Here is a 26,959-nt window from a genome sequence, read left to right as displayed (position 1 = left end):
ATATTTGGGATATATATGCAAGTCAATGATTGAATATCATCCATAAACTCATTATAATAGAAAGCATATGAAAGAATTGTGAAAATAACATCTTAAATTGAAGAGAGTGATCTTAGTTGAAATATATAATGGCTCTTGATGGCGGAGGCTCCAAACTGCTATGTCTGGTTTCTGATGAATACGGCAATCTATGTGGTTACAGCACTAGTGGTCCGACTAATTCGCACTTTAACTCAGAGCAAGAAATCGAGCAATCCATTTCACAAGCCATTGAGCAAGCTCTTCTCCGCAATAATATCCAACGCGTTGATATAACTGCAGTCTATTGGGCGATGCCAGTCATCCATCAATTTGTTCATGATACGATTATTAAATGGACGCATCCGCATGTAGCTGTACATAATTGCGAAGAATACCATCTCTCCCTATATGCCGCTATTCAAGAGGAATATGGTGCAATCTGTGTGGCTGGCACCGGTTCATTTACGATGACCCATACAAAGAAATTCGGGGCGAGATATGTCGGCGGGTGGGGGAGCATATTCGGTGACGAGGGGTCGGGTTATTCCATTGGATGTAAGGCGTTTGCTGCCTGCACCTATATGTCTGATCAGATTGGTCCCTTTACCTCGCTTCTGGAAAAAATCTTAACCGAATTCCAATTTGATAATTTAAGAAATCTGCTATTCTACATACATGGTCTACAGAAAGGAGACCAAAGGAAACGCATCGCTTCGATTTGCAGAATAGTTGGCCTCTCAGCAGCAGAAGGGGACATTGTAGCCATAAATATCTTAAAAGATGCTGCAATCATGCTTGCAAATCAAACGATTCAGACATTAAGGCTCGATCAATCTGAGCTATACCAAGGGTTTCCTCTCACAATTTCCGGTGGCGTATGGAAAGCACACCCGCTTTTGTATCAAACATTTGCGAAGATGGTAAAGCAGCAACAGCCTCAAATTGAGGTTTTTCAGCCATTATTCGAGCCTGTAGTTGGTGGAATCCTTATTGGGCTCAGAGAAAGAAACTTTCCCATAAAACATAATATTGGTAAGTTTAAGCAAATTTACGCTGATTATTTAATAGATAAATAAACAGAAATGATTTTGATAATACGAAATACGAAAGATATTAACTATAATGATTGCAAATAATTATTTTGAAGGGAATCCGGCTATGCATGCATTGCAAAGACATAAAAAGATAATCGATTACCTCGCTGAAAATGGCTTTGCCGGGGTAGCGCAATTAAGCGAGATGTTCGAGGTCTCTCAGGTGACCATTCGCACCGATTTACGTTTATTGGACGAGAAGGGGAAAATAGACCGCAAGCATGGCGGAGCAGCCTTAAAAGAAGGAGAACCGCTTCCATTCTCGTTTACTTCTCAGGCGTTAAGCGAAAGAAAAAGCGCGATTGCTCGCATGGCCATTTCATCTATTAATGAGGGTGATACTATTTTCTTAGATTCAAGCGCTACTGTTTGGCATTTGGCCCTAGAATTAAGGAAGCTCAAGAATATTACGGTAATTAGTCATTCCATCCCTATTTTCGAGATATTTAAAGACTATTCGGAAGGAACCTTATTTGGAATTTCGGGAACGCTTAATCATTTTTCACAATCCTTTGTCGGACATTTCGCCGAAGAAACGATTCGGAAGTTACGCGCAACTAAAGCATTTATTTCCCCCAACGCCATACTCCCTGAAGGATTACGCTGTATTAATATGATGGAAGCAGCTATACGCCGATGCATGATTGAATCCTCAGCCGAAACGATAGTCTTAGCCGATTCAAGCAAATTTTCCAATACATTTGCAAATTCAAAAGCTTTATTCGGTATTGACGGCTTCGAATCCGTTAGCCAAATTTATTCAGACGCTCCGCCAACGGATGAAACATTTATTAATCTATTTAAAGAGAAGAAAATAAGGTTTACATGCTCTAGTTAAGCAAGGAAATGATTGAATATATTTTATAAAAGAATAAGTGACATGGGGCATTATCCCACAAGGAGGGGATCGGAGATGCAGAAAAAGATTTGGGAATGGACCGGGTATAACGCATTAGAATCAAGCGTAATAACACGTGAGGAACCAGGTCCTGGCCAAGTAGAGATACGAATTCTGTCCATCGGCATCTGCGGCACGGATCTGCATATCATGAGCGGACATGCTGATTTCAGTACACCGCCGCTTCCGCTTGGCCATGAATTGGCCGGGTTTGTGGAACGAGTTGGTACCGGGGTTACCCAATGGCAGCTTGGTGATCGTGTTTGTATTGATCCGTTGATCGGCTGTGGGACTTGCCAGGAATGTTTAGCCGGCAATAAACACCGTTGTATTCGGTCTGGCGAAATTGGGCTGCAATTTCCTGGGGGCTGGCAGGAGTTCCTTGTTGTGCCTTCCACTAATCTATATAAACTGCCGGATTCCATCAGCTTCGCAGAGGCTACACAAGCAGAAACGCTGCATTGCTGCTTAGGCGGCATCGACAAATTAGCTATTCGCCTAGGGCAGCATGCCGTTGTGATAGGAGATGGTCCAACCGGTTTATACTACGTGCAGCTGTTGAAGGCCGCTGGAGTGAGCAAAGTCACTTTGATTGGGATGAGGGAAAGCCGACTGGAGCTGGGGCTTAAGCTTGGAGCGGATGTAACGGTAAATTTGCGAGCTTCGGAGGCTGCTCTTTCTGAAGAAACGCAGGATATTGTAATAGATGCGGCGGGAAATGAAGCCTCAATCAAGCTCGGCATTGAGCTGTTAAAAAGAGGTGGACAGCTCTTGTTATTCGGATTGCCGGGCAAGCCAATTTTAGTGGATATTCAAACTGTAGTCCTTAAAGAATTAACTTTATTAGGTTCAACAAATGCTCCTCAAGTGTGGCCGCGGGTTATTGAAATGATGGCTTCCGGCAGCGTGCAGGTGGATCCGGTGATTACCCAATATTATAAGTTTGAGGATCTGGATAAAGCGATTGAGTTTGCGCGAAATGAGCCTGATGAAGCTATCAAAATAATCGTAAATAACAAATAAAATTTGGGAGGAAAACAAATGAAAATTACAGCAGTTCATACCAAGATGATCAAGATCCCATTCTACAAAGGTGAGAAATGGTCTGGAGGAACTCGATATAGTGCGCCTTCACTGATTGTACAAATTGAAACAGACGAAGGCTTAATCGGAATTGGCGAATCGGTAGGGCCGACAATACCCGTTATCCAAACTGTCGTGGATAAAGAATTTGCGCCTTTTATCATTGGCCGCGATCCGATGGAATTGGAATCGATTCTCCACCGTTTGGAGGAATACAGTGTCAATTGGAAGCAAATCGGTTATTACGGTATGGCTGGGGTTGAAATGGCCTTGCTTGATTTGCGCGGAAAAATTCTCAACACGCCAGTCTATAATTTATTGGGCGGCAAGGTTAAGCAAGAAGTTGCTTTCTCAGGATATATTTTTATCGATAAGCCAGAGAACAATGCTGAAGAAGCACGGAAGTTTGCAGCAGCGGGGTATACGGAACTAAAGCTGAAGGTTGGCCGCGATATCGAATTGGATACTTTGCGGGTGAAAGCCGTACGTGAAGCTGTAGGTCCATTAATGAAGATTCGCATTGATGCGAACCAAAACTGGAGTGTGCCGACTGCGATCAAAGCAATTCGCAAAATGGAGAAATATGACCTGCAAATGGTTGAACAACCTACGCGCTATGATGATGTAGACGGAATGGCTGCCGTAGCCCGCGCAGTAGATGTGCCGATTATTGCGGATGAGGGCTGTGCGACCTATGAGGATGCGCTGCGCCTAATCGACAAAAGAGCCTGTGCATGCTTTCTCGTTTACCCATCTGAAGCAGGCGGTATCTTAAAAGCCAAGCAAATCGTCGATTTAGCCAATCATGCAGGCATTTGGTGCATCACTGGAAGCTGGGCTGAAACGGGCATCGGCACTTTGGGCAATGTACACATGGTCGCTTCTTCACGGAACTTTCCGTTTGCAAATGATACGCATCTTAAGTTCATGAGGGGTGATTTGCTTCGTGAAGAGCTTGTATTTAATGATGGCAAAATAACAGTACCTGACCGCCCCGGGTTTGGAATTGATTTGGATATTACTAAGCTGGACTACTTTGGACAAAACTTCGAACGCGAAATGGTTTTCTACGATCCTCAAGATCCAGGATTCCAACCACGTATTGGGCAAATTTTATAGGAGTAATCGCAAATTTAAGCATCTAACAATAAAGGAGATAATTGAAATGAGAGTTCTAGCAATCGGTGCACACCCAGACGATGTTGAATTATGTTGTGGAGGTACATTAGCGAAATTCGCTGCACGCGGTGATCATGTTACGATCATGATAGCAACGAACGGAAATGTAGGCTCACCTACATTAACTAAAGAAGAAATTGCAGCTGTTCGTAAAAAAGAAGCAGAGGCAGCCGCTGCCGTAATTGGCGCGGATTTAATTTGGATGGACTATGATGATGAATTCCTGTTTCATGATCGTGAATCCAGAATGGCTTTCATTAATGCTATCCGCAAAGCTAATCCAGACATAATGCTTGTCCATAGCCCTAATGACTACCATCCCGACCATCGCATCTGCTCGGAAATCTCGATTGATTGCCGTATTCCGGTTACTGTTCCATTGATCGTCACAGAATACCCAGCTATGAAAAATGTACCTCATGTATTCATGTATGACAATGTGGGTGGTATTGATTTTCAACCGGAGATATATGTCGATATTACTGAAACATTTGATACCAAAGCCCAAATGCTGAAGTGTCATGAAAGCCAAGATGTTTGGTTGCAGCATGTGTTCGGAGCCGACATTGTAGCGAATATGGTAAGAATTTCTTCCATGCGCGGTCTTGGACCTGGATATAAATACGCGGAAGGCTTCCGCAGCTTGCCTATGTTCCCGATACCTGGCAGACCGCACTTGCTGCCCTAGATGGAGGCATAACCGATTGCTTTAATAAACACATCATTTAGGCTAATCTTTATTCATTAGCAGAAGAGGTGTGCTTTTTTCTTTTTATTTATAAGCATCTTATAAGAGGAGTTAGGGGAATGAAGAAAACGGTCAAACAAATGCTTGAAGCTCTGAATGAGAAATTTGCTGTTATCGGGAGTCTGGATGCGGGACAAATGGTTATTCTAGAGCGTGGTTCTCGCGTGATTGAATTAAAGGCTCCGAACCACGATGAATCGGCATTTTGGACTAATCTATCCGCTATTGCCGAAGAGCAATGGAATGTAGGCGGGGATCGAACGTGGATTAGCCCAGAGCTAGATTACTTCATAGATGCTAGTGGCGAATATGATATACCCAAACAGCTGGACCCGGGAAGCTATTGGATGGGGGATGCTAGCGACTCTGACAAGACCACAACACAGCAAGCTTTTATGGTTAGGAATTCTCGTACCAACCAGAATATTCACTTAAAAATGCATAAGCAATATTCACCCATACCTAATCCCATGAAGCGCAATTTCTCTACGGAGAGCTCAGAGCTTTTAGATATCAGCTATGTCGGCTATGAGTGCGAGACTCGATTACTTGCCTTGCCTGAGGAGAGGTCAATTTCACGGCTCGAAGGATGCTTCGACGGATCTTTCACAGGTCTATTATTTTGTGGGGAAAACAGCTGCAATTGCAAAAATAGTGGAGCGTATGCTTGGTATTACATTATAAGTGCTTTCTTTGGTGTAACGATTATTGTGCTAAAAGGAGGCAAGGTCTCAGGGGTTTCGCATCAAGCTGTTAATAGATTATAAGGAGACTATGGCATATGGAACAATCAATTATTGCAAAAGATGAGCTTCAATGGAACTCACCAGTCGAAGCACCTTTTCAAATTTCCGGATTTGCTTGGTGGTCGAAGGAGCAGAAGTTCCGCCGACTGCCTGTAGTTGAACCTGGAGCTATTCGCCAAGAATTAGATGATTTGGCTGATAATACGTCTGGCGGGCAGATTCGTTTCCAGACGAACGCCACCAAGCTGGTGATCAAAGTAAAGCTATTTGGCCCGAATACCGCAGAACATATAACAGGAACTGCAGTAAATGGGTTTGACTGCTATTTAGGCAAGCCAGGCTCTCAGCTCTATTACGGCACAACCCGATTCCCGCATGATTCTGATCAATACGAGTATGTATTCTTCGAAGCCCTAGAAGCTGAAATGCGCTGCATTACACTTAATTTTCCTTTATGCCAAGGTGTCCATGAAGTACTAATAGGATTGAATGAAGATGCTAATATATTCAATTTTCCAGCGTATGCTACTGATCAAAGGATTGTTTTGTATGGAACATCCATTACACAGGGAGGCTGCGCCTCACGTCCAGGTATGTCTTACACCAATATTCTTAGCCGCCGCTTTGATCTAGAATTTATTAATTTGGGCTTCTCCGGCAACGGCAAGGGCGATCCGGAAATTGCAGAAATGATTAACGAGATTGCGGATCCGAGCTGTATTGTAGTGGATTATGATGCCAATAACCCGCATATAGATGACTTGATCCGCACAATGCCTGAGTTTATTCGTATACTCCGCAGTCGGAATACAGAGGTTCCTATTCTTGTCCTATCGCGAATTCCCTACAGCTTTGAGCATGCTAACACCTCAGCTTATGAAGATAGGATAGCAAGAAGAAATTATCAAAGTGAGCTGGTTAAGGAGCTGCAGGCTAAAGGCGATAGCATGATTTATTTTCACGATGGAGCTGAGTTGTTCGGGGAGATTTGGAATGATTGTACGGTAGATGGCATCCATCCGACAGATCTTGGTTTTATGCAGATTGCTAATGGGTTAACTCCGATTCTGAAGGATATCTTGAAGCTCTTAGGCTAAAATTGAATTCTATTGTTGTGAATAGAAGACACATATCATATACTCTTTATATCCACTTTCAGTTTTAGAGGAGATATATGTAAAGAGAGGTACGGCTAAATGAACAGAAAGATTCCCTTGTACAATCAAATTCAGAAATTTATTTTGGACCAAATTCAAGCTGGAGTATGGAAGCCCCATGATCAGCTGCCGGCTGAACGAATTCTGGCGGATCAATTTAAGGTAAGCCGCATTACAGCCAAGAATGCAGTAGTAGGCTTGGTTGCAGAAGGGTACCTCTATCGCCATCGCGGAAAGGGGACATTTGTTACCGATAAAAAAATCTCGTTGTCTTCCCCAACCTTTGAAAATACACTATTGGTTAAATCGGCACCTAAAATTGGCTTGATAATGCCATGGATGGAATTTCGCTACCAATTCCTCTTGATATCGGGTATTGAATTTGAGCTAAGCCGCAGAGGTTATCACCTTGTTTTTAAGCGGATTGACGATTCTGACAACCTAGGAGCATCGACGATTAAAGAGTTGTTAAGTATACCGATTGATGGATTAGTAGTCGTGGCTAGCCGAGGTGAATATTTTCAGGATGATATGCTGCGGCTTATATTAGAGAAGTTTCCATTGGTTTTTGTTGAGAAGTATTTTCGTGACTTTAAGGTAAATGGCGTGCATTGTGATACAGAAAAAGTGGGCTATCTAATGGGGCAGTATCTGGTTAGCCGCAAGAAGCAGCAAATTGGCTATATCAGCTATCCTTCCCATTACACAGTGGGTGTGAGAGAAAGATTATTTGGATTTCAATCGGCTCTGCTCGAATATGGCGTTCCTCCATTGCCTGCACATCTTAATTTGACTGTTTCTCCAGAAGTATTGCAAGGTTTGAATCAAATAGGTCCACATCCAGTACCGGAGGAGATCTTGAATTTCATTAAGGATCATCCGGATTTAGAAGCAATTGCAGCCGCTGATGCCCACATTGCTCAATTCATCGGCAGAGCATGCTGGCAGCTTGGTCGACATGATATAATCATTATTAGCTGTGATGAGCCTAGTCTTGCACCTGAATGTATAATGCCAGCGGCCTATGTAGATCAGTCTCCTGCAGAAATTGGCATCATCGCTGCTCAATTAATGGTTAATAGCATAGAACAAGACTCGGATACCGTATTGACGCGGGTGGAGCCCCGGTTAATTGAATTATATAATTAAATAGCTAAGCGAAAAGTGCTGATTCTCTTAGATGAATCGGCATTTTTTGCTATAAGGAAGATTTGCAGCAATGTGTCAGCCAGCGGAATATCAGCGCTATTATTCATAGGATTCACCAAGAAAACGCGCGATATTTTAATTATAGTAAGGGTAGATAGTTAAGAAAGGATGATGAATATGGAACCGATTCTAACACCCGAACAAATCGCCTTTTATCAAGAAAATGGCTTTATTCAAGTAGATAATGTATTAACCTTAGATGAGGTTGCTGAGCTAGCTGAAGCAATGGAAGAAGCAATGACGGTTGACGCCGAAATTTCGGTAAAAACAGACAAGCCAGATGGTGCCTATTTCAAGGTATTAAATCAAAAGGTAAACGTATGGCGCGACCAAGGCTCGATGGGTAAATTTTCTTTTCATCCAAGAGTTGCCCAGATTGCCAAAGAGCTGAGTGGTGCTGACCGCATTCGTTTCTTCCATGACCATGCCTTGTGGAAAATGCCTCAAGATTCGAAGCACACACCGTGGCATCAGGATCTTGTATACTGGCCCATGAATGAACCAGGTGCTCTTTCGGCTTGGATCCCAGTTGATGATGTAGATGAAAATAATGGTTGTATGAAATTTGTACCGGGTTCTCATAAATTAGGCAAATTAACGGGTATTGATTTAGTAAATCCGCAAAATATTTTTGACTTCACTCAGGGAACAGATATTTCGGAGAAAAGAGCAGTCATCGTCCCTTTAAAGAAAGGAAGCTGTACTTTCCACCACGGGTTAACCTTTCACTACGCGCATGCCAATAAGACAGATAAACCACGCAGGGTTTTAGCCGTGATTTATATGCCCGATGGAACAACATATAATGGTGCCAAGCACTTTATTACGGATAATCGCTTTCAAGTGAATGATCCGATTAAAGGCGGCACGTTTCCTTTGTTGACCAAATAAACAGACTTGTGTAGATCGGTTGCATATGACTTGATCTAGGATGAAGGGGTTTTTTATGCCAAGTGAAGTGAACTATCTACGTTGCGAGTATTTGGTTAATCCACTGGGGATTTGTACAGCCAAGCCCAGATTTTCTTGGGAAATCATAGATAAAAGAAGAAGTGTTAGGCAGACAGCCTATCGTCTTCTAGTTGCATCAGATCGCATGATATTACAGCAAAATATTGGTGATTTGTGGGATTCAGGCAAGGTGGAATCCGATGAGACTCTTCATGTTGAATATACGGGGGTGCCGTTATCATCGGGGGAAGCTTGTTATTGGAAGGTTTATAGTTGGGTTGCGGCTGCGGGAGAGTCGGAGGAAGCGTGTGAATCCCGCGAGTTGGCTGAGTTCTCAATTGGTCTTCTGCATGAAGAGGATTGGAAAGCCAGCTGGATTACCGCTGCTGAATTTATCTCGGATACACCTGCACATATAGGTTACATGTCATTGGAAACGAAGGACCCATTAGAACAAAAGTGGGTCCAAATTGATCTGGGCCATTCGCAAGAGCTAGACGGCATACGGCTATATACCGCTGTCGGAAAGCGGGGCAACAGGCCGTATGGAGGTGAAGCTTCCCCGACTGACGGCTTTCCTGTCCGTTTTATAGTGGAGGTATCGGATAACGAGGAAATGTACGCAAGTCAAAGAGTGGTTGATTGTTCAACGGAAGATGTTTTACCCGAACCGATTATTCAAATGAATTTTAACCAAGTTAGTGGACGTTATGTTCGCTTTACAGGGCTTAAGCAGCTTGGATCCGAGTTTATGGGAGAGAGCGTTTGTTTGAAATTTGCCGAGATCGAGCTGCTGAACAAGGATCTCAATATAGCTGTGGGCTGCCGAGTGACTGCATTGGATTCCTATGAAAATACACAAGAGGGCTTTAGTGCAGCTTATCTGACGGATGGAAAAACAGCCTATGATGCAGGAAGCCGCAGAAAACTCCGTTCCGCTCCTCTAATGCAGAAGGAGATTGCTTGCAGCAAGCCCGTTAGCCGGGCTATGGTTTATGCAACTGCCTTGGGCAATTATGAGCTGTACATTAATGGGGAACGTGTTGGCGACCATTGTTTGGCTCCTGGTCTTACTCAATACGAGAAAAGGGTGGCTGTGCAGGCCTACAATGTTACAGCCCTATTAAATCAAGGGGATAATGCGATAGGGGCAATTCTTGCCGATGGCTGGTACCGATCGCGATATCGTTTAGATGGATTTGATCAATTTAAGGATTTTGCGGAGGGGAGCTTTGGCGATGCAATACCACGGCTGCTTGTGCAGATTGAGATAGAATATAGCGATGGATCAGCTGAAATAGTTGGTACGGATGAAAGCTGGACCTATTCAATGGAAGGTCCATACCGAAAGACAAGCATGTATGACGGAATCCTCTACGATTCAAGGCTGGAGCCCGCGGGCTGGAGCAAGCAAGGCTTCAACGACAGCTCGAAATGGAGTCAAGTAAGCGTCTCAGATGTCCCTTGGCCTTTAATTAAATCGCCGCAGACCGTGCAGCCGGTTCGCCGTATTCGTGAATATCCATTTATTTCCGAGAAAGAAATTAGCCCTGGTGCATATTTATACGACTTCGGTCAAAGTGTTGGCGGCGTTTGTCGGGTGACGTTGCAAGGAGCAGCGGGTCAGAAGGTAAAGCTTCGTCATATCCCTGTTTTAAATGAGGATGGATCGATTTACACAGACACCCTGTGGGGAGCCTATGACAATGGAGATATTTATATACTGAATGGCCAAGGTCCCCAAACGTTCGAGGCTGCTTTCACTTTTCACGGCTTTCGTTATGTGGAGCTGACGGGTTTGGTTTCATTAGATAATTTGTTGGATATTACAGCTGTGATGATAGCAGACGATTATCCAGAGGCTTCTAGCTTAAAGACATCGGACGAGCGTTTGAATAAGCTATGGTCCAATGCACTCTTGACCTATCAAGCCTGTATGAAAAGTGTTGTAGTTGATGTCTGCGATCGTGACGAACGTTGGCCGTGGATGGGAGACTGCTTCACCACCCACTCTCAATCTCTGCCTTATATGCTGGATATAGCAGCTCACTTTACCCGTCGCTGTAGAGATCTGCAGGATGATCAAACCGAGGGTGGCTATTTTTCAGCAACTGCACCGCGTATGAATTTAATTACAGGGGCAGCTTGTTATTCGGATGCAGCTATAACTACAGCCTGGTCTTCGTATATGAATTATGGCGACATTCGCCTGTTACAAGAATTGTATCCCTCCTTGTTGACCTATTACCGTATGCTTCAGGATAAATATGAAAGCGGAGCTGAGCCGTTCGTGGAGGGATGGACCGATCACTTGGCATCCAATATGACGATTAAGCCAGGTGCTATGTCTTGGAAAGAAAAAGGACCAGCAAAAATCGGGAAAGCGCATTATGAAATGCTCTCCTTTTTACAGGTAAGTAAGTTGATGCGAAATATGGCGGAAGTGTTAGCTGATTTGGCAACATGTGCGTCCATTGATGGTTTTGCAAAGAAACTACGCCAGGAATTCGTGAGAACCCTATTGGAATCGGATGAAAAGATCGACGGGGCGCAGACGCTTTATGGGTTATTGCTGGGCTACGGCATTGTTCAACCCGAAGAGAAATCAGCTGTATTGGACCGGCTGCTTGTAGCTATCGAACAATATAACGGATTCATGACAACGGGCACGCCATCGACGAATTTGCTTCTGAATGCCCTATCTGACAATGGCCATCATGAATTAGCGTATGGATTGGTGATGCGTCCAGAATACCCGTCGTTTGGAAGCATGATTGACCAAGGAGCAACTGTAATTTGGGAGCGGCTTGATTCACATGTTCCCGGTTTAGGTTTTAATCCTTCTGGAATGAATGGGCTTATTCACGTTGGTTTCGCTTCAGTTGCAGAATGGATCTTTGGGAACTATGCAGGCATTCGACCCCATGAAAGCTTACCTTCCTATAAACAAGTGGTTATTCAACCGTGCATTGACAGCCCAATCGATCATGTACAAGCCTCCTATCGCTCCGTTCGGGGTCCAATTACCACGGAATGGAGCAAGGATGGGGATGGATTTGTTTTGAAGGTCGAAATCCCAGCAAATATGGCTGCGACAGTAATTATTCCTAAATTCAAGAGTGGATTAATCACCGAAAGCGGAGCGCTGGCTGCAGAATCAAAAGGAGTCACATTCGTCTCAGCAAGGGAAGGCGCTTCAGAATATCTCATCGAATCGGGAGCTTACTTCTTTCATTCCCAATAAATGATCTGAAAAGAACGAATGTAGATAGATAAATGAATATTAATGATGATTAAGCAGGGTCCTTAGCGACCTTGCTTTTTTATTGTATAGGAAATAAAAAGTGACGATAGTACAATGCTGAAAATCAGCATTACTGAGCCAGAGTAGCCTCAAAATCAGCATTACAGAGCGCCAGCAAGGCGAATTTGTTTTTACTGAGAAAAACTGGATATATATTAAATCCAGAAATGTATATCCAATTAATCAAAATTTATTTTTCATCCCACACATATCTCATTTTAAAAATGCGCTATACCGCTGCTAAAACTGCCGGTTTTATCAAAAAAACATGCTGAAAAGCTAATAATTTATTGTAAATACGGTTAATTGGATATAAAAATAACTAATTGGACTTATTGACGTATCCAATAAACTGATCTATACTCAGGATATAAAAGAACGTAGGAATGGGAGAAGAATTGTGCGAGGACTAAAAGGAAAAGTTGCTATTGTTACTGGCGGAGCACAAGGGTTAGGACAGGCGATTGCCCACCGTTTAAGCGAAGAAGGCTGTATAGTCTGGATTCTCGATCTTAAGGCGGATGGCGAAGAAACAGCAAATGCAATTAAAGATGCAACTGGACATCCCGTTTACTATGCAAAGGTTGATATTAGTAAAGAAACTCAAATAGAAGAAGTATTTCTCCAGGTTGCCGAAAAGTCGGGCTGTGTAGATATTCTCATAAATAACGCTGCTCAATTTATTTTTAAAGGAATTGAAGCTACTCCACAAGAATGGAAAGAAATTTTGGATGTGAATATTATCGGTACCTCACTAGTTACTCAGTATTGTGTCCCTTTGATGAAGAAGACAGGTGCAGGTGCAATCATTAATTTATCTTCTGTAAGCGGTTTTATCGGGCAGCCTAGCTTTGCAACCTATAATGCAACTAAGTTTGCAATTCGCGGGTTAACAAAATGCTGGGCAATAGATTTAGCCCAATTCCATATTCGTGTGAACAGCGTTTGCCCAGGCTACATTAGAACAGAAGCATTTGAGAAAAGCTGTATCCTGCTTGGCATGGATCCTGAGGAAGAGAATGCGCGGATATCACAGCATCATATTCTGGGTCGTCAAGGACGTCCCGAAGAAGTATCGGGTGTAGTCGCTTTTATGGTATCCGATGATGCATCGTTCATCACTGGCGAGGATTTAATGGTAGATGGCGGCTATTTAGCTAAATAAAATTCCTTTATTGGAGAGTAGGCGGCGAGTTGACTGCCCAAGGAATTTAAAATGAAAGCGATTTCATAACGGGTCTCTAAGAAAGCTGAAGTTAAGCTACAGACAGGAGTTGTGGGTATAAATGCAAGCGATGATCTATCATGGTCCCGAAAAGGTAACTGTTGAAGAGGTAGATGCCCCGAGCTTTCAACCCAATGAAGTGCTCATTAAAGTGGAAAGCACAGGGATCTGCGGCAGTGAATTGGAAGGTTATTTGGGGCATAGTAGTATTCGAAAGGCACCGTTAGTTATGGGCCATGAATTCTGCGGGCGAATAGTTGCTCTAGGAGATCAGGTTCACGGCCTATCCGTTAAAGACAAGGTCGTAGTTAATCCGTTAATTGCCTGTCGCACTTGTGCTAGCTGCCTCATGGGGAAAACCAATGTTTGTCGCAATCGGAAGATCATTGGCATTCATCGACCGGGTGCATTTGCAGAATTCGTTGCCGTACCTTATGAAAATATATTCCAAGTACCAGAGGGTATAGATGCCTCGTTAGCCTCGCTTGCTGAACCCTTAGCTGTGGCGATCCATGCGGTTAAGCTGGGGCTTCAGCCACTCGATGATTTACTCATTTATGGTGCTGGCCCAATAGGGTTGTTATGCTTATTGGCTGCTCAGCAAATGGGGGCAGGGAAAATCGTAGTACTTGATCTGCAGCCTGCAAGATTGGAGCATGTTCGTAGATTAGGCGGTATCGGGATTGCTCCAATGCAGATTGAAGAGCAGCGAGAAGAGCTATTTTCTCAGGGGATACCGACAATTATTGATTGTGTTGGCGTGAAAGCCACTAGAGAGCAAGGTATGAACCTGGTGGATTCGGGCGGAACGATCATTATGGTGGGATTAGGCCATGACAAATCTGATTTGCCTGTGAATCATTTGGTAAGGCAGGAAATTTCACTTATTGGTTCCTATACTTACACGCATGCAGATTTTCAGCAGGCAATTACGCTTTTGCAGCAAGGGAAAATAGACATTCAGGGATGGTCAGAAACACGTAGTTTAGTTGATGGACCTGCTGCATTTCAAGAGCTGGTTGCTGGTAAAAGCAGCTTTAGTAAAATTTTCTTAAAACCTTGATTCCAAATTATCCATTGCGGAAAGGGTGAAAGTGTATGGCTGTAAGGATCGTGGATTTATCGCTTGAAATTTATCATGGCGCACCTAACTTTGCTTGGGATCCGAAATGCGCAGTGATTGTGCATAACACAACCGAGAGTATTGGCTATAACATGACCCAGCTTTCCATGAGCACACATCAAGGAACCCATCTCGATGCGCCTTTTCATTTCTTGGATGAGGGCAAGACGGTTGACCAATTGGATTTGCATCAATGCATAGGCAAAGCTATCCTCATCGATTTAACCTACAAGAAGCCTAAGGAAGCCATTGAAATAAAAGACTTCGAGCCCTATGCGGATCAGATAGTAGAAGGCTCCAAGGTGATTTATCGCACAGATTGGTTTAAACAGCTTCAAGAAAGACATTATTTTAGCGACTTTCCTTATATGACAATTGAATTGGCGAGATGGTTGGCTGAGCGAAAAATAGGCTTAATCGGGATGGATGTTCCCACGCCTAACCCCACGGATTATGATCCTGTCCATAAAGTTCTATTGGGTGCAGAGATTGTCATAGTTGAAGGCTTGGCGAATCTAGGTGATATTGGTGCAGATGAATTTTATTTTGCCGCAGCTCCTTTAAAAATTAGAGGTCGAGACGGAGCGCCGATTAGAGCTTTCGCAATGATTGGCTTGTAACGGTTTAATCTTTTGTAGTACCTTTGAAAGGTGGAGATGCTATGGTGTAGGTGGTTAATAAGGTAGCTGTGCGATAGTGTGGGATCGATTCTGTAATGCGGATTGAAAATTAATGCGATTGAGAATTCATTCTAGTATTTCAATTAAAATCTGAGGGGGAAGTAAATTGAAAAAAAATGTAGCATTTATCCTTATTCTAGCCTTACTGGTTGTAGCCTTTTCTGCCTGTACCAAGAAAGATACCCCTGAACCGTCCGCTGCTGCAACCACTGCACCAACTGCAGCTGCAGAAACAGCTGCTCCACCAGAAGCAACACCAGAAGCGACACCTGTTCCTGCTAAAGAGTGGGCAGGGGAAATCAACATTAACTCACCATCTACCAATTCAGCTGGCTGGAATGCCGTTGCAGCTGCGTACAATAAACTAAACCCTAAGGTAAAAGTAAATGTGGAAATGAAGCCGTCCGCAGGTTATGCAGATTGGTTGCGCGCTCAATTAACATCAGATAAGCCGACACCTGATATTGTTGTTAATAACACAGTAGTTGATTTGCAAAGAACCAAATTTGTTGATTTTAAACCGTATTATGATCAACCAAATCCATACAATAACAATGCAAACTGGAAAGATGGCTTCAAAGACTTCTCGACCCAAACCGTTGATGGTGTTACAGGAGGCATCTACAATATTAACTTAGAAACCGTTCAGGTCGCTTGGTTCTATAATAAAACGATGTTCGAAAAAGCTGGAATTACTACGCCGCCAACTACTTGGGATGAGCTAATCGAAGTGAGCAAGAAGCTGAAGGCAGCAGGCTTTACTCCACTTGGTCTTGGTGGAACAAGTGATGATTTCTGGCTTGGAGCAATGGGCTGGATGGCTCGAATTTATGCAGATTCATTCCAAAGAACCGAGTTTGAGAAAGTGCGTTGCCAAGAAAATGATTATTGTTATGATCCTGAGGTTGATGGAGAATGGAAATTAGATATAACGGATCCTCATAACGATGATGATGCCAACGTTAATAAGAACCCATTGCGTCAAGCTTTAGCCATTCAAAAAGGCGATATTAATGTAACCAATGATGGTTATAAAACGATCTACACAAACTTTAAGAAAATGATTCCTGAATATACGCAACCTGGCTTCTTTGGTACTAATGAAGCTTCAGCCTATACTTTATTCTTAACACAAAAAGCTGCTATTCATATTGATATCGCTGGGTTAATTACTTCACTGGATAAGGATTTGAAGGATGCTACAAAAAATGGCGGAAATAAAGACGGTCTTCCGGCATTCGAATATGGTCTTTTCCCAATGCCTACTATGAAGGAATCACAAGCGCCTGTTCGTACTATTGAAGTACCAATTGGATTCTTGGGAGTTGTGAAGAAAGAACAAGAGCAAAATGATTTAAACATGGACTTTATGAAATATTATGCAAGCCCAGCCGGATATTCCATTTACCTGGATGCAACCTTTAAAGATGGTAAAGGTATCAACGGACCTCCAATTCTTAAAGATGTTACGCTTGAACCTAATCTGCAAGAGAAATTCGACGCTTTGAAATTACTTGGTAATGCTGAAAAGAATAACTCGATGCATATCATGTCCCGTGGAATTTTTGATTTTCAACCATCTGTTCGTGAATGGACTGGATTAGCTCAACAATTTTTCTCTGATAAATTGCCTTTGGATGACTTCTTAACACAGTATGAAAAATCCATTCAAAAGAATCTTGAAGCAGCTTTGCAAGCACAGAAAATAGAATTAGTCGACTTGAAAACACCTGAAAAGAAAAGCCCTGAACGTAAATAATCGCAGGTCCAATTAGAAAGAAATTAGAACAAGAAATAAGAAGTCATCTGACTTCTTATTTCTTTCATTGGAAAGGAGGGCATCTATGAATGCAATTAGCGCTCCAAAGAAAAAAGGGATAAATTTACGAGGATGGACGATAGCTTCGATTGTACTTTTGAGTATCTCATTCATTTTATTTGCCGTTGTTTGGTTCTTGGATCGCAGTCTGGAGACACCTGTAGCTTGGACGAAGGACTTCGGCATTCAGGAAAGTGTGGCTGCATTGGATAACGATGCAGGGTTAGTTATTGGAGGCAAGGATAATCAGATTTCGCGGGTAGATAATGCGGGCAATATCGTTTGGACATTTAAAACAACGGGTAGTGTCAAAGGTCTAGCCCTTTCTAAGGATGAACAGGAAATTGCAGCGGCGACAGAGGATCGTCTGGTATATATTCTGGATATAAAAACCGGAACAATGAAGAAGAGCTGGAAAATCCCTTATCCTGCAACGACTATTGAGATGAGCCCGCAAGGATTGATCTCTGTATCCGCAGGGGCCATTTTGGCAAGTAAATACCGCATTTATACATTCGATCACGAAGGTACAGAGATTTGGAAATATGAGAGCAATGTCGCAATGCGCTCTTTAGTGTATTCTGCCGACGGTCAAACCTTATTCATTGGAACGGATTCATCCCGTATTATGGCGCTGGACAAAAGCGGCAAATCGGTTTGGGAGTTTGTTTCCAAAGCCCCGATATATGGAGTAAACCTTATAAGCGAGCGTATTATTTATGCGGATAAGCTGGGAACAGTTGGCGCATTGGATTCAAAAGGGAAGTCATTGTGGACCACTTCCTATAAAGAAGTATTTACGGGTTTAACCTCCTCCTCTACAGGAGACAGCTTGATGCTGGCCAATGAGCAAGGGAATTTAAAATTGATTTCTGCCAAAAATGGGGGAGAAATCACACAGCTGCCTTTAAATAATGGTACTAAATACGTTCATATGGACCAAAGTGGGAAAAATTTAATTGCAGCAGGCGAGCAGGTTACCTTTGTAAATGTAGTTGCTATGGAATCCTTTAATTCCATCTCACAACAACGAGGGATATTCTTCCTTGTACTCGTATGTGTAGGGATTGTTGCCATATGTGTGCTTATTTTACGCTTATTATTCCAAAGCTACCGAATACAGCAAAGCTTGCTCTTAACTCTAAAGCTAGTATTTAAAAATAAAACAGCTTACTTACTACTCCTGCCTACTTTATTATTGCTCGCGTTATTTAATTATTATCCAGCTTACTCGGCATTCTATCATTCTTTTACAGATTGGAAGCCGGGCTTATCCACAACATTTGTTGGTTTCGAACAATATATAAAGGTGTTTAACAGCCATTATTTCTGGATAGGGATTAACAATATGCTGTTTCTGGTTGTTTCTAGAGCGCTTCAGCTGATCATTCCATTGCTTGTTGCTGTGATGATCTTTCATTTGGCATCTGAGAAAGCCAAGTATTTTATGCGGAACCTGTTTATTTATCCGCTTGTTGTTCCTAGTATTGTGGGTACGTTGTTATGGTTTTTCATTTACGACCCCAATTTCGGAATGCTTAATCAAGCTTTAGGGGCAGTTGGACTAGAAAGTCTGCAGCATGTTTGGCTTGGAGAAACCAAAACAGCCATGCCGGCACTTGCTTTTATGGGCTTTCCGTGGATTGGCGCCTTCTCTTTGCTGATTTTCTATGGGGGCATGATCGGAATTCCCAAGGATGTATTCGAGGCAGGAATTATGGACGGCATTGGCAAATATAGACGATTCTGGAGCATCGAGCTTCCGCTTTTGACTGGTCAAATTCGCTTGCTGCTAGTCTTAACCTTTATTGGAACTATCCAGGATTTCACGCTGGTCTATCTCACTACATTAGGGGGACCTTTCGACAGTACGTATTTGCCGGCTTTGGAGTTGTTTTTTGCCGCGACCCGATTCAATGATTACGGTTATGCTTCTGCTATGGGAATAATCTTGTTCATATTCATTCTTATCGGAACAATATTCCAATTGAAGGTCAAAACAGCCGATCAATAAAGCAACAGGACTGGAGGTTAATCCATGTATAAGTCTTCAAAAATATCGAAGTTATCTGTTTGGTTTGTGCTAATTCTATTGGGGATCCTTACTTATATCCCGATTGTTATTATGCTATCCATGTCTTTTCGCAATAATGGGCAAATTTATTCCGACTTCTGGGGATTGCCCAGTCCGTGGATTTGGAAAAACTATAAAGAAGCTTTTGAGGGGATAGGGAGAAGTATATTCAACAGTGTTTTTGTGAGCGGAATCGCGACTATAGGCGTGGTCTTCTTATCATCGCTTAGCGGCTATGTTTTTGCACGCTTGCAGTTTCCTGGAAGAAACTTCTTTTATTTGCTGATTCTTTCTTTGATGATGATTCCCGGTGTCTTAACGCTCATGCCTTTGTATGCGCAGATATCTGGGTATGGATTGCTTAATACCTGGTGGGCTTTGCTCCTGCCTTGGATTGCTGGTGGGCAGGTATTCGGAATTATTCTTTGTCGTACCTTCCTTGAGGCTTTGCCTAATGAGCTATTCGAATGCTCACGTATAGACGGTGCTACCGAATTCACGAATTATTGGCGGATTGCAGTGCCGTTGACGATGCCGATTCTAATTACATTGGCTGTAATGAATATGATCGGGAATTACAATGATTTCATTTGGCCTTTACTTACTATTAGTGGGGAAAAGCTGCAAATGGTCACCGTTCAGCTCCAGAAGATTGGCGTTGATTCAAGTAACAATGTTCAGTATGGACAGAGAATGGCAGCGTATATCATTTCTTGTCTGCCGTTGTTAGTTTTGTTCAGCTTTGGAATGAAATATTATGTTTCAGGTGTTACATCAGGGGCGGTTAAAGGCTGAAAGCAATTTATTATAGGAGTGGAACTAGATGAAGCTGCAATATAGCATGGCACATGAACCGTTGCTGGATACTGCTACGAGAGATGCGTTGGTTGCGAATATGAAAAGAGCCGGAATCCAGAAAATATGGATAGCCGGTTTCTTTTCGGGCAAAATGGTCGATATCGAAGAGCTTAAGGAGGCTAAGGCCTTTGTTGAGCATAATGGGCTTGAGGTCGGTGCGGTAACCATCCCGATCGGGCATCCTGGCAATGCGCTTAATCCGGACGATCCTGATCTCGATTTGGAGATCCCTAAGCATTGGCATTATCGGGTTGATAATGAAGGTGAGACCGTTTATTTCTGTGGGGCGATTGATACCTGCCTGATTGAGGACAACGGCAAGGTGGCCCAAATACTGCATAACGCAGGCTTCAAAGAGGTATTTCTCGATGATGATCTCCGTGTCGGCAATTTTAACGAATTTATCGAAGGCTGTTATTGTGATGCTTGCGTGACCGAATTTAATGGGATTTATCACCACAGTGAAACTAGAGAAACCTTAATGGTGCAAATAACCCGAAAGCTCAATCTCCAATTAATGAAGGATTGGGTTTCTTTTCAATGCGATAAAATTACAGCTGTGATGAAGGCAACGGATATAGAGGGTGTCCAACCAGGCATTATGGTGATGCATTTTGGGGACGAACGCCATGGAATAGATATTCCGGCAATTCGCGAGCAAATCCCAAATGCACTGTTTCGCGTCGGGGAGCTGCAATTTAAGGATGCTTCCTTTACGAAGCCATCTGCAAAAGCGGAAGAAATGCTGGGCATAACTTACCATTTGAACTTTATGGATAAGGAATTAGCCTATAGCGAATCAACGATTTTTCCGCCGCGTTCCTTAAAGGAGCACAATTTGGTATATAAAGCGAAAATGGCCATTACAGCGGGACTTGAGAATGTGCTATTTATGAGCGGCACCTGGGTGCTGGATGATAGCTATTGGCAAGCAATAGCTGCTGCACTGCCGGTATTGCAAGAGCTGGACAAAGCAACTGCAAACACAGAAAGATTTTATCCGGTGCACTTAGCTTATGGAACGCACGGATCTCACGCAGAGCCCATTGTGCCAACAAGTCTGCCTATATTGGCGGGATTACCGGTCAAGCCCGTTCGTGCGGATCAGAATAGTGAAGGCGGAGATTTGCTGTTGTTCTTCGGAGATTATGAACTAGGAGCAGAATGGCAGAAAAAGCTGCCTCTATATAAGCAAGTCATATTTGATCAAAAGGCCATTTTTAAGAATAAAGATATCCTCCAGCAGCTTGAGCCATCTGCTATTAATTTTATTAATTGGGATCACCAAGCTGCTTCCAAGCCTGTTGCTGAAGACATTGCCTTGCTTCAAAGCCTGGTGGAACAAGGTAACTGGAGCTTCCCACGGTTTGTCGAAGGCAGCAACATCGGCTTAGTATGGTTGAAGGAAAGCCGCAAAGTCATTTTGTATAATCTACTGGAAACCGTAAATCAGGGAATTGTAAAAATCGCAGATAGTCTATATCCGGTTCGGTTGAAAGCATTATCCTTTGCGATTATGGACAGCGCAGGGACATTCGTCGAGTACGATACCGAAATTACTCTTTAAAAAGTACACTACTACTCTATATGGAGGAGTGACATTCAATGAATCCAAATACGCTTAAACAAGCCAACATAAAGGCATTTGATTTAAAAACAGAAAATACAATTAACCCATTGGGGATTAGCACGATGCTGCCTTTGTTGAGCTGGAAGCTGGAGGCATACAAGCGGGCCCAATGCCAAACAAGCTATCATATTATTGTCGATACAGACGAGACACAATTGAATCGATTGATTGGAAGCAGCTGGGATAGCGGCAAGGTGAATTCTGATGAAACCCTGCAAATTCAATATTTGGGAAGCCAGCTGGTCTCTGGCCAACGTTATTATTGGAAGGTTATGGTTTGGGATGGGGAAGAAAACGCCTCAGATTGGAGTCAAACGGCATGGTTTGAAACAGGCTTATTGCATCCCGAGGATTGGCAAGGCGAGTGGATTGGCGGCAATTCGAGCTATAATCCGCTAGACGGGAGCCAATGGATATGGCATTCGTTGAATTTAGCTGAAGCAGCTCCGGATACTAAAGTTATATTTAGAAAAGTGCTGCAATTGCCGACAGATCGGATAATACGTCAAGCTATCTTTCACGGAACCTGTGGCAGTCTCTTCACTTTGTTCGTCAACGGAAGCACAATAGCTAAGCTGAATAAGAGGTGGAAGCAGGATTGGATCTCGCCTTTTTATTATATTGATTTTACCGCTAAGCTCATCGATGGGGATAACTGTCTGGTTTGTGAAGTGGAGAATACAGACTCCGAACATGCTGGTTTTGTTGGTGTGTTTGAGCTCCATTATGACGATGGCTCGCAAGAAACTATTTTCACGGATGCTGCCTGGGCCGTTTCTGATCCAACAGAAGACGGCTGGAAGCTGGCTGACTATGTGGCGGATAGCACTTGGAGCGAAGCGAAGGTCATTGCAGAGTTCGGGGATCAGCCATGGGGCCGTATTAAACGCAGAGGACCAGCACCTTTGATTCGTAAAGAATTTGTGGTCACGAAAACAGTCAAGCAAGCAAGGCTGTATATGTGCTGCCTTGGGTATTTTGAAATGAGCTTGAATGGTGAGCGAATGGGCGATGGAGTGCTGCAGCCGGATTATACGCAGTTTCCTAAACGCGTGTATTACCTGACCTTTGAAGGTGAGCAGCTACTTGAGATGGGAAGCAATTGCATCGGGGTTGAGCTTGGCCGAGGCCATTATGCTTATGGAAAAGATTGGATCGGCGATAACTTCAGCAAGGCGGAGCCTAGCTCAGGGACAATAGAGCCTAAATTTCTGCTGCAGTTGCAAATGGATTATACAGATGGAACAAGCAGCACCCTAGTTAGCGACAGCTCTTGGATGACAGCAGATGGCCCTACCCGAGATGATAACATTTGGTACGGGGATAAATATGATGCGCGATTGGAGCAATCAAGCTGGGATAAGGCTGGTTTCGCAGCTGTAGGCTGGGTGAGTGTAAATCGGATGACTCCTAATGAAGGGGTCATTGAAGCTGCTTTTATACCGCCAATCCGTGTGGTTGAAACCGTTAAGTGCGAGTATATTTCAAATCCTAAACCCAATGTCTATATCTATGATGCTGGCAAGGTTACAGCTGGATGGGTCAAGCTAACGATAGCAGCTCAAAAAGGAGCCAGTCTTAAGCTGATCTATGGGGAGTCGCTGACTAAAGACGGTCTGCTCGACATTTGGAAGAAGGGCTATGACCATCAATTCTGGGAAAACGCGCAAGAGGATACTTACACCTGCAAGGGTGGGGGTGTAGAAAGCTGGGAGCCTAAATTTAGCTATAAAGGCTTTCGCTATGTGCAAATCGAGAGCTTGTGTGAGATTAGCAACCTGCAGCTGGAAGCTAGAATCTTTCACAATGATGTAGAAGCGATAGGCAGCTTCGAAAGCTCGAACAAGCTGTTCAATCGAATTCATCAGGTGATGGTGGATACTATACTGAATAACTTCCACAGCATACCTACCGATACTCCATTCCATGAGAAAAGAGGTTGGTTGGGTGACGCGCAAGCGATAGCCGAATGCTCAGTGATGAACTTGGATCTAACTGCATTTTACAGCAAATGGCTGCAGGATATCGCGGATTCGCAGGATGAGTATGGGGCTGTTTGCCACACCTGTCCAGGTCCATTTTTATATATGAAGCCAACACCGGCTTGGATGTCAGCGTTTATTATTATTCCATGGACTTTGTATGAATATTATGGAGACAGAATGACGCTAAGTAAACATTACGATGGGATGAAGCGTTATCTGCAATATGAAATGAATCGCTTGGTAGATGGCACGAGCACAGATGAAAGCTATGCAGATTGGGGAGCACCAGATCCATTTATTGGTCCTGAAGGTGGAGATCTACTGGCTACAGCCTACGTAAGCTATTCGTGCACCTTGATGGCGCAAATCGCAGATGTTCTCGGACATGAGGCAGACGGCAAGGTTTTCCGAGCAGCAGAAGCCAACATGAAAACCGCAATCATTGAAAAGTTTTATGATCCCGAGCAGCATGTATTCCACACGAAGATCGAGGCTGGTTACCGCCAAACGTCCAATGTCCTGCCGATCGCATTCGGAGCTGTGCCTGAAGCGAATATCCCTCATGTAATTGCAAACCTGGTAGTGGATATCACAAATCGAACAAACGGACATTTGGATACAGGCTGTTTTGGTACGAAATATTTAGCACCTATGCTGACAGAGCATGGAAACGGTGAAATCGCCTATCAAATTGCGAACAAAGAAACGTTCCCAAGCTGGGGGTTTTGCCTGGCTGAAGGGGGTACCACCTTCTGGGAGGGGTGGGTGACGGAGACCCGATCCTATAACCATTTTTTCCTGGGGACAATAGACGATTGGTTTTATAAGCATTTAGCAGGAATCAAAACCGGGACGAATGGCTATAAAACTAGCGTAATTAAGCCTTATCTCTTAGGTGACCTTACTAGCGTCAGCGGTAAAATAAACACCGTTCGCGGCTGGATCGAATCCTCTTGGGAGAAAACGGAGAGCAGCTTTAGCTATAAGCTTACAATCCCGGTTAATACAACAGCTACAATATTTGTGCCAAAAGCAGGCAGCGGTGTTTTGCAAGAAAGTGGAGGGCCAGCTGAGCTCGCTGAAGGCATAATCGCAATAACAGATGAACACGAATATTGGAAGGTTCAAGCGGGCTCAGGAACCTATCAATTTGAGCTAGATATAGAAGGAGAAATATAGATGAAGCTATCTTTTCACATTATAGTCCCCCGTTACGAAGATGAGCAACAGTTTAAACAGCTGCTTTCGTTTTTGTTGGAGCATAAAGATTGTGTAGATGAAATCGCATTTTTTACGGATTATTGGCATCATGGATATTTTCCTTTAGAAGATTTCAGCAAGCGCTGCGAGATTCTCGAGGACCGTATGGTACGGCTGCGAGAGCATGGATTTACGAATGTTGGCATAAATGTACTTGATACGCTTGGTCACCTTCCTGAAGCATGGGATTGGCTGCCTAAGCTGCCTTACCAGGCTGCTATGTCGCCAGATGGAGTCCTATCGAAAAGCAGTTTTTGTCCCAATTCTAATGAGTATCGAGCCTATATCGCTACAAAATATACGCTAGTTGCAAAAGCTAAGCCCGCTATTATCTGGGTGGAAGATGATATTCGAATGCACTCCCTTGGCGTTCCATTTGCCTGCTTTTGTGCGGAGTGCGTGCGAATCTATAACCATAACCATCAAACAGCTCTAACGAGAGAGCAGCTGGTGAGTGAGCTTAACTCCCTAGATGGGGGGATTGCCCGAACACGTTGGGTGGAGCAGAATGTTCGTACCATTGAGCGTCTGCTTGAGCTTATTGAAGAATCGGTCCACACCGTGGATAGTCGAATTGAGCTGGGACTGATGACTCTGGCGCTTGGCTTGACGACGTATGCAGGCTCCGATTTCAAGCGATGGTTTAAGGCTTTAAAAGCGGTTAAAGCTAGGCCGGGCAACGGTTTTTATGATGATAATCAGCCGTTCGACTTTGTCAAAAAAATACATGAGGTCAATCGCCAGGTTGCTCATTACCCCGATTTCGTCCAGGATATCCAGTATGAGCTGGAGAATTTCCCGTTTCAAAGGCTGAAGAAATCGATCCATATTACAATGTTGGAATGTACGGTCTCTATTATGTCAGGTGTAAACGGGATTGCTGTTGATGCGCTTAAGCAAGAGGAAGGGGAGCTTGAAGAATATCATGCCTTAATGCGTGGTTTCAGTAAAAATATACCACTATGGACCGCCATGGACGAAATTGCCGGCAAGTATAAAAATGCAGGGCTTTATCCCGCCTTGTCCGCTTCTTTTGAGGCAAAACGGAGCGTAGTAAACGGAAAATGGTTCGAAAATCCTGCCGGAGAAAGTGGCTTAAATGCTTATGTACTGAGCGAGATAGGCATTCCGTTGACAATGGATGGCAGTTCAGCTTGCGCAACAATTCTGACCGGGAATCTGCCTGAAGGATATACAACAGATGAGCTTATAATCATGTTATCCGGTGGAGTGCTGTTAGATGGCAGAGCCTTGCAAATTTTAACTGAGAAAGGCTTAGGGGCTTATTGCGGGGTATCCATTGAGCAAATTTATGACAATGGCATTTATGAACGCCTGACGGATGACCCGTTAAATGGAGAACATCAGGGTGAGGAAAGAGATGCCCGAACCGCGGTATTTAATGGTTTGGGATATATTCTAAAGCCGCTTCACGAAGAAGTAAGAATCTTGAGCCGCTTGATCAGCTACACTAAGGTTGATTTAGGCCCGACCACTTCGATATATGAGAACACATTAGGTGGTAGAGTTGCTGTTCAAGGCTATGCTCCCTGGGACAATATTCATTCAGAGGTTAAAAGAACGCAGATTATGCAAATCTGCGATTGGCTCAGCTATGGACGTCTTCCTGTAATCATTGACAGCTGTATCAAGGTTGTTCCTTTTCTCAAGCAATCGCCGGACGAAAGCAGTTGGTTGCTGATGCTGATGAATGCCTCATTTGACGATACGGAAGCTTTTGTAGCTAAGCTTAGATATTCAGAGAATAAAGGACCTGTTTTTGAACTGTTGGCGGATGGAAGCAGCATTGAACTGCCAGATAGCGTTTATCGAATAAGCGCTGAAGAAATTCATATTTCAATAGATAATATTAACGGCTGGAGAAGCCGGTTTTTCTACCAAAGATAGGAGTGGA

Annotated in this window: 19 protein-coding genes; all 19 read left to right on the top strand. The window is 43.5% G+C overall.

What is annotated here, in order from left to right; translation table 11 throughout:
- The first annotated feature begins 116 nt into the window (after positions 1 to 116).
- The 19 genes from EHS13_RS35130 to EHS13_RS35040 all read left to right on the top strand — a co-directional run bounded on the left by EHS13_RS35130 (position 117) and on the right by EHS13_RS35040 (position 26,952).
- Entirely contained in the window at positions 117 to 1,097 is a 981-nt protein-coding gene (locus EHS13_RS35130) for an N-acetylglucosamine kinase (RefSeq protein WP_155704864.1), read from the top strand.
- A 46-nt stretch (positions 1,098 to 1,143) separates the two neighbouring features.
- The gene (locus EHS13_RS35125) at positions 1,144 to 1,953 is read left to right on the top strand and encodes a DeoR/GlpR family DNA-binding transcription regulator (protein WP_155704863.1); all 810 of its coding nucleotides are present in this window, start codon (positions 1,144 to 1,146) and stop codon (positions 1,951 to 1,953) included.
- Positions 1,954 to 2,028: 75 nt separating this feature from the next.
- Complete coding sequence (locus EHS13_RS35120) at positions 2,029 to 3,036, top strand: zinc-dependent alcohol dehydrogenase (RefSeq protein ID WP_162463408.1); 1,008 nt, start codon at positions 2,029 to 2,031, stop codon at positions 3,034 to 3,036.
- Positions 3,037 to 3,054: 18 nt separating this feature from the next.
- The gene (locus EHS13_RS35115) at positions 3,055 to 4,215 is read left to right on the top strand and encodes a mandelate racemase/muconate lactonizing enzyme family protein (protein ID WP_155704861.1); all 1,161 of its coding nucleotides are present in this window, start codon (positions 3,055 to 3,057) and stop codon (positions 4,213 to 4,215) included.
- 46 nt (positions 4,216 to 4,261) lie between these two features.
- On the top strand, positions 4,262 to 4,963 hold the full coding sequence (locus EHS13_RS35110) for a PIG-L deacetylase family protein (protein WP_155704860.1): 702 nt from the start codon (positions 4,262 to 4,264) through the stop codon (positions 4,961 to 4,963).
- Between the two features lie 119 nt (positions 4,964 to 5,082).
- On the top strand, positions 5,083 to 5,790 hold the full coding sequence (locus tag EHS13_RS35105; protein WP_155704859.1) for a hypothetical protein: 708 nt from the start codon (positions 5,083 to 5,085) through the stop codon (positions 5,788 to 5,790).
- A gap of 14 nt (positions 5,791 to 5,804) precedes the next feature.
- A complete protein-coding gene (locus tag EHS13_RS35100) occupies positions 5,805 to 6,866 on the top strand; it encodes an SGNH/GDSL hydrolase family protein (protein ID WP_155704858.1) in 1,062 nt (353 codons plus the stop codon).
- A 99-nt stretch (positions 6,867 to 6,965) separates the two neighbouring features.
- Positions 6,966 to 8,075 (top strand): GntR family transcriptional regulator, encoded by a 1,110-nt coding sequence (locus tag EHS13_RS35095; protein WP_155704857.1) that lies wholly within the window; start codon positions 6,966 to 6,968, stop codon positions 8,073 to 8,075.
- Between the two features lie 177 nt (positions 8,076 to 8,252).
- Complete coding sequence (locus tag EHS13_RS35090; protein WP_162463407.1) at positions 8,253 to 9,026, top strand: phytanoyl-CoA dioxygenase family protein; 774 nt, start codon at positions 8,253 to 8,255, stop codon at positions 9,024 to 9,026.
- Between the two features lie 40 nt (positions 9,027 to 9,066).
- On the top strand, positions 9,067 to 12,330 hold the full coding sequence (locus EHS13_RS35085; protein ID WP_452445561.1) for a family 78 glycoside hydrolase catalytic domain: 3,264 nt from the start codon (positions 9,067 to 9,069) through the stop codon (positions 12,328 to 12,330).
- Positions 12,331 to 12,790: 460 nt separating this feature from the next.
- Positions 12,791 to 13,555 (top strand): SDR family NAD(P)-dependent oxidoreductase, encoded by a 765-nt coding sequence (locus tag EHS13_RS35080; protein WP_162463406.1) that lies wholly within the window; start codon positions 12,791 to 12,793, stop codon positions 13,553 to 13,555.
- Positions 13,556 to 13,676: 121 nt separating this feature from the next.
- Positions 13,677 to 14,678 (top strand): zinc-dependent alcohol dehydrogenase, encoded by a 1,002-nt coding sequence (locus tag EHS13_RS35075; protein WP_155704853.1) that lies wholly within the window; start codon positions 13,677 to 13,679, stop codon positions 14,676 to 14,678.
- Between the two features lie 35 nt (positions 14,679 to 14,713).
- Positions 14,714 to 15,358, top strand: a complete 645-nt coding sequence (locus EHS13_RS35070) for a cyclase family protein (RefSeq protein WP_155704852.1) — start codon at positions 14,714 to 14,716, stop codon at positions 15,356 to 15,358.
- Between the two features lie 166 nt (positions 15,359 to 15,524).
- The gene (locus EHS13_RS35065) at positions 15,525 to 17,177 is read left to right on the top strand and encodes an ABC transporter substrate-binding protein (protein ID WP_155704851.1); all 1,653 of its coding nucleotides are present in this window, start codon (positions 15,525 to 15,527) and stop codon (positions 17,175 to 17,177) included.
- A gap of 85 nt (positions 17,178 to 17,262) precedes the next feature.
- Positions 17,263 to 19,251 (top strand): outer membrane protein assembly factor BamB family protein, encoded by a 1,989-nt coding sequence (locus tag EHS13_RS35060; protein WP_155704850.1) that lies wholly within the window; start codon positions 17,263 to 17,265, stop codon positions 19,249 to 19,251.
- 24 nt (positions 19,252 to 19,275) lie between these two features.
- On the top strand, positions 19,276 to 20,106 hold the full coding sequence (locus EHS13_RS35055; protein WP_155704849.1) for a carbohydrate ABC transporter permease: 831 nt from the start codon (positions 19,276 to 19,278) through the stop codon (positions 20,104 to 20,106).
- 28 nt (positions 20,107 to 20,134) lie between these two features.
- Positions 20,135 to 21,736 carry a hypothetical protein gene (locus EHS13_RS35050; protein WP_155704848.1) on the top strand — a complete coding sequence of 534 codons (1,602 nt, stop codon included), beginning with the start codon at positions 20,135 to 20,137 and terminating at the stop codon, positions 21,734 to 21,736.
- Positions 21,737 to 21,774: 38 nt separating this feature from the next.
- On the top strand, positions 21,775 to 24,963 hold the full coding sequence (locus tag EHS13_RS35045) for an alpha-L-rhamnosidase (RefSeq protein WP_155704847.1): 3,189 nt from the start codon (positions 21,775 to 21,777) through the stop codon (positions 24,961 to 24,963).
- On the top strand, positions 24,964 to 26,952 hold the full coding sequence (locus EHS13_RS35040) for a hypothetical protein (RefSeq protein WP_155704846.1): 1,989 nt from the start codon (positions 24,964 to 24,966) through the stop codon (positions 26,950 to 26,952).
- Positions 26,953 to 26,959 lie beyond the last annotated feature (7 nt).

Source organism: Paenibacillus psychroresistens (assembly GCF_009728935.1).
In the GTDB taxonomy this organism is placed as follows: Bacteria; Bacillota; Bacilli; order Paenibacillales; family NBRC-103111; genus Paenibacillus_AC; species Paenibacillus_AC psychroresistens.
The sequence above is the reverse complement of the archived record's forward strand: the minus strand, read 5'-3'. Positions and strand labels throughout refer to the sequence as shown.

Excerpts from the sequence above, each read along its gene's own strand:
- EHS13_RS35125 (WP_155704863.1), top strand. The coding sequence starts at position 1,144 with ATGATTGCAAATAATTATTTTGAAGGGAATCCGGCTATGCATGCATTG.
- EHS13_RS35120 (WP_162463408.1), top strand. The coding sequence starts at position 2,029 with ATGCAGAAAAAGATTTGGGAATGGACCGGGTATAACGCATTAGAATCA.
- EHS13_RS35115 (WP_155704861.1), top strand. The coding sequence starts at position 3,055 with ATGAAAATTACAGCAGTTCATACCAAGATGATCAAGATCCCATTCTAC.
- EHS13_RS35110 (WP_155704860.1), top strand. The coding sequence starts at position 4,262 with ATGAGAGTTCTAGCAATCGGTGCACACCCAGACGATGTTGAATTATGT.
- EHS13_RS35105 (WP_155704859.1), top strand. The coding sequence starts at position 5,083 with ATGAAGAAAACGGTCAAACAAATGCTTGAAGCTCTGAATGAGAAATTT.
- EHS13_RS35100 (WP_155704858.1), top strand. The coding sequence starts at position 5,805 with ATGGAACAATCAATTATTGCAAAAGATGAGCTTCAATGGAACTCACCA.
- EHS13_RS35095 (WP_155704857.1), top strand. The coding sequence starts at position 6,966 with ATGAACAGAAAGATTCCCTTGTACAATCAAATTCAGAAATTTATTTTG.
- EHS13_RS35090 (WP_162463407.1), top strand. The coding sequence starts at position 8,253 with ATGGAACCGATTCTAACACCCGAACAAATCGCCTTTTATCAAGAAAAT.
- EHS13_RS35085 (WP_452445561.1), top strand. The coding sequence starts at position 9,067 with ATGAAGGGGTTTTTTATGCCAAGTGAAGTGAACTATCTACGTTGCGAG.
- EHS13_RS35075 (WP_155704853.1), top strand. The coding sequence starts at position 13,677 with ATGCAAGCGATGATCTATCATGGTCCCGAAAAGGTAACTGTTGAAGAG.
- EHS13_RS35070 (WP_155704852.1), top strand. The coding sequence starts at position 14,714 with ATGGCTGTAAGGATCGTGGATTTATCGCTTGAAATTTATCATGGCGCA.
- EHS13_RS35060 (WP_155704850.1), top strand. The coding sequence starts at position 17,263 with ATGAATGCAATTAGCGCTCCAAAGAAAAAAGGGATAAATTTACGAGGA.
- EHS13_RS35055 (WP_155704849.1), top strand. The coding sequence starts at position 19,276 with ATGTATAAGTCTTCAAAAATATCGAAGTTATCTGTTTGGTTTGTGCTA.
- EHS13_RS35050 (WP_155704848.1), top strand. The coding sequence starts at position 20,135 with ATGAAGCTGCAATATAGCATGGCACATGAACCGTTGCTGGATACTGCT.
- EHS13_RS35045 (WP_155704847.1), top strand. The coding sequence starts at position 21,775 with ATGAATCCAAATACGCTTAAACAAGCCAACATAAAGGCATTTGATTTA.
- EHS13_RS35040 (WP_155704846.1), top strand. The coding sequence starts at position 24,964 with ATGAAGCTATCTTTTCACATTATAGTCCCCCGTTACGAAGATGAGCAA.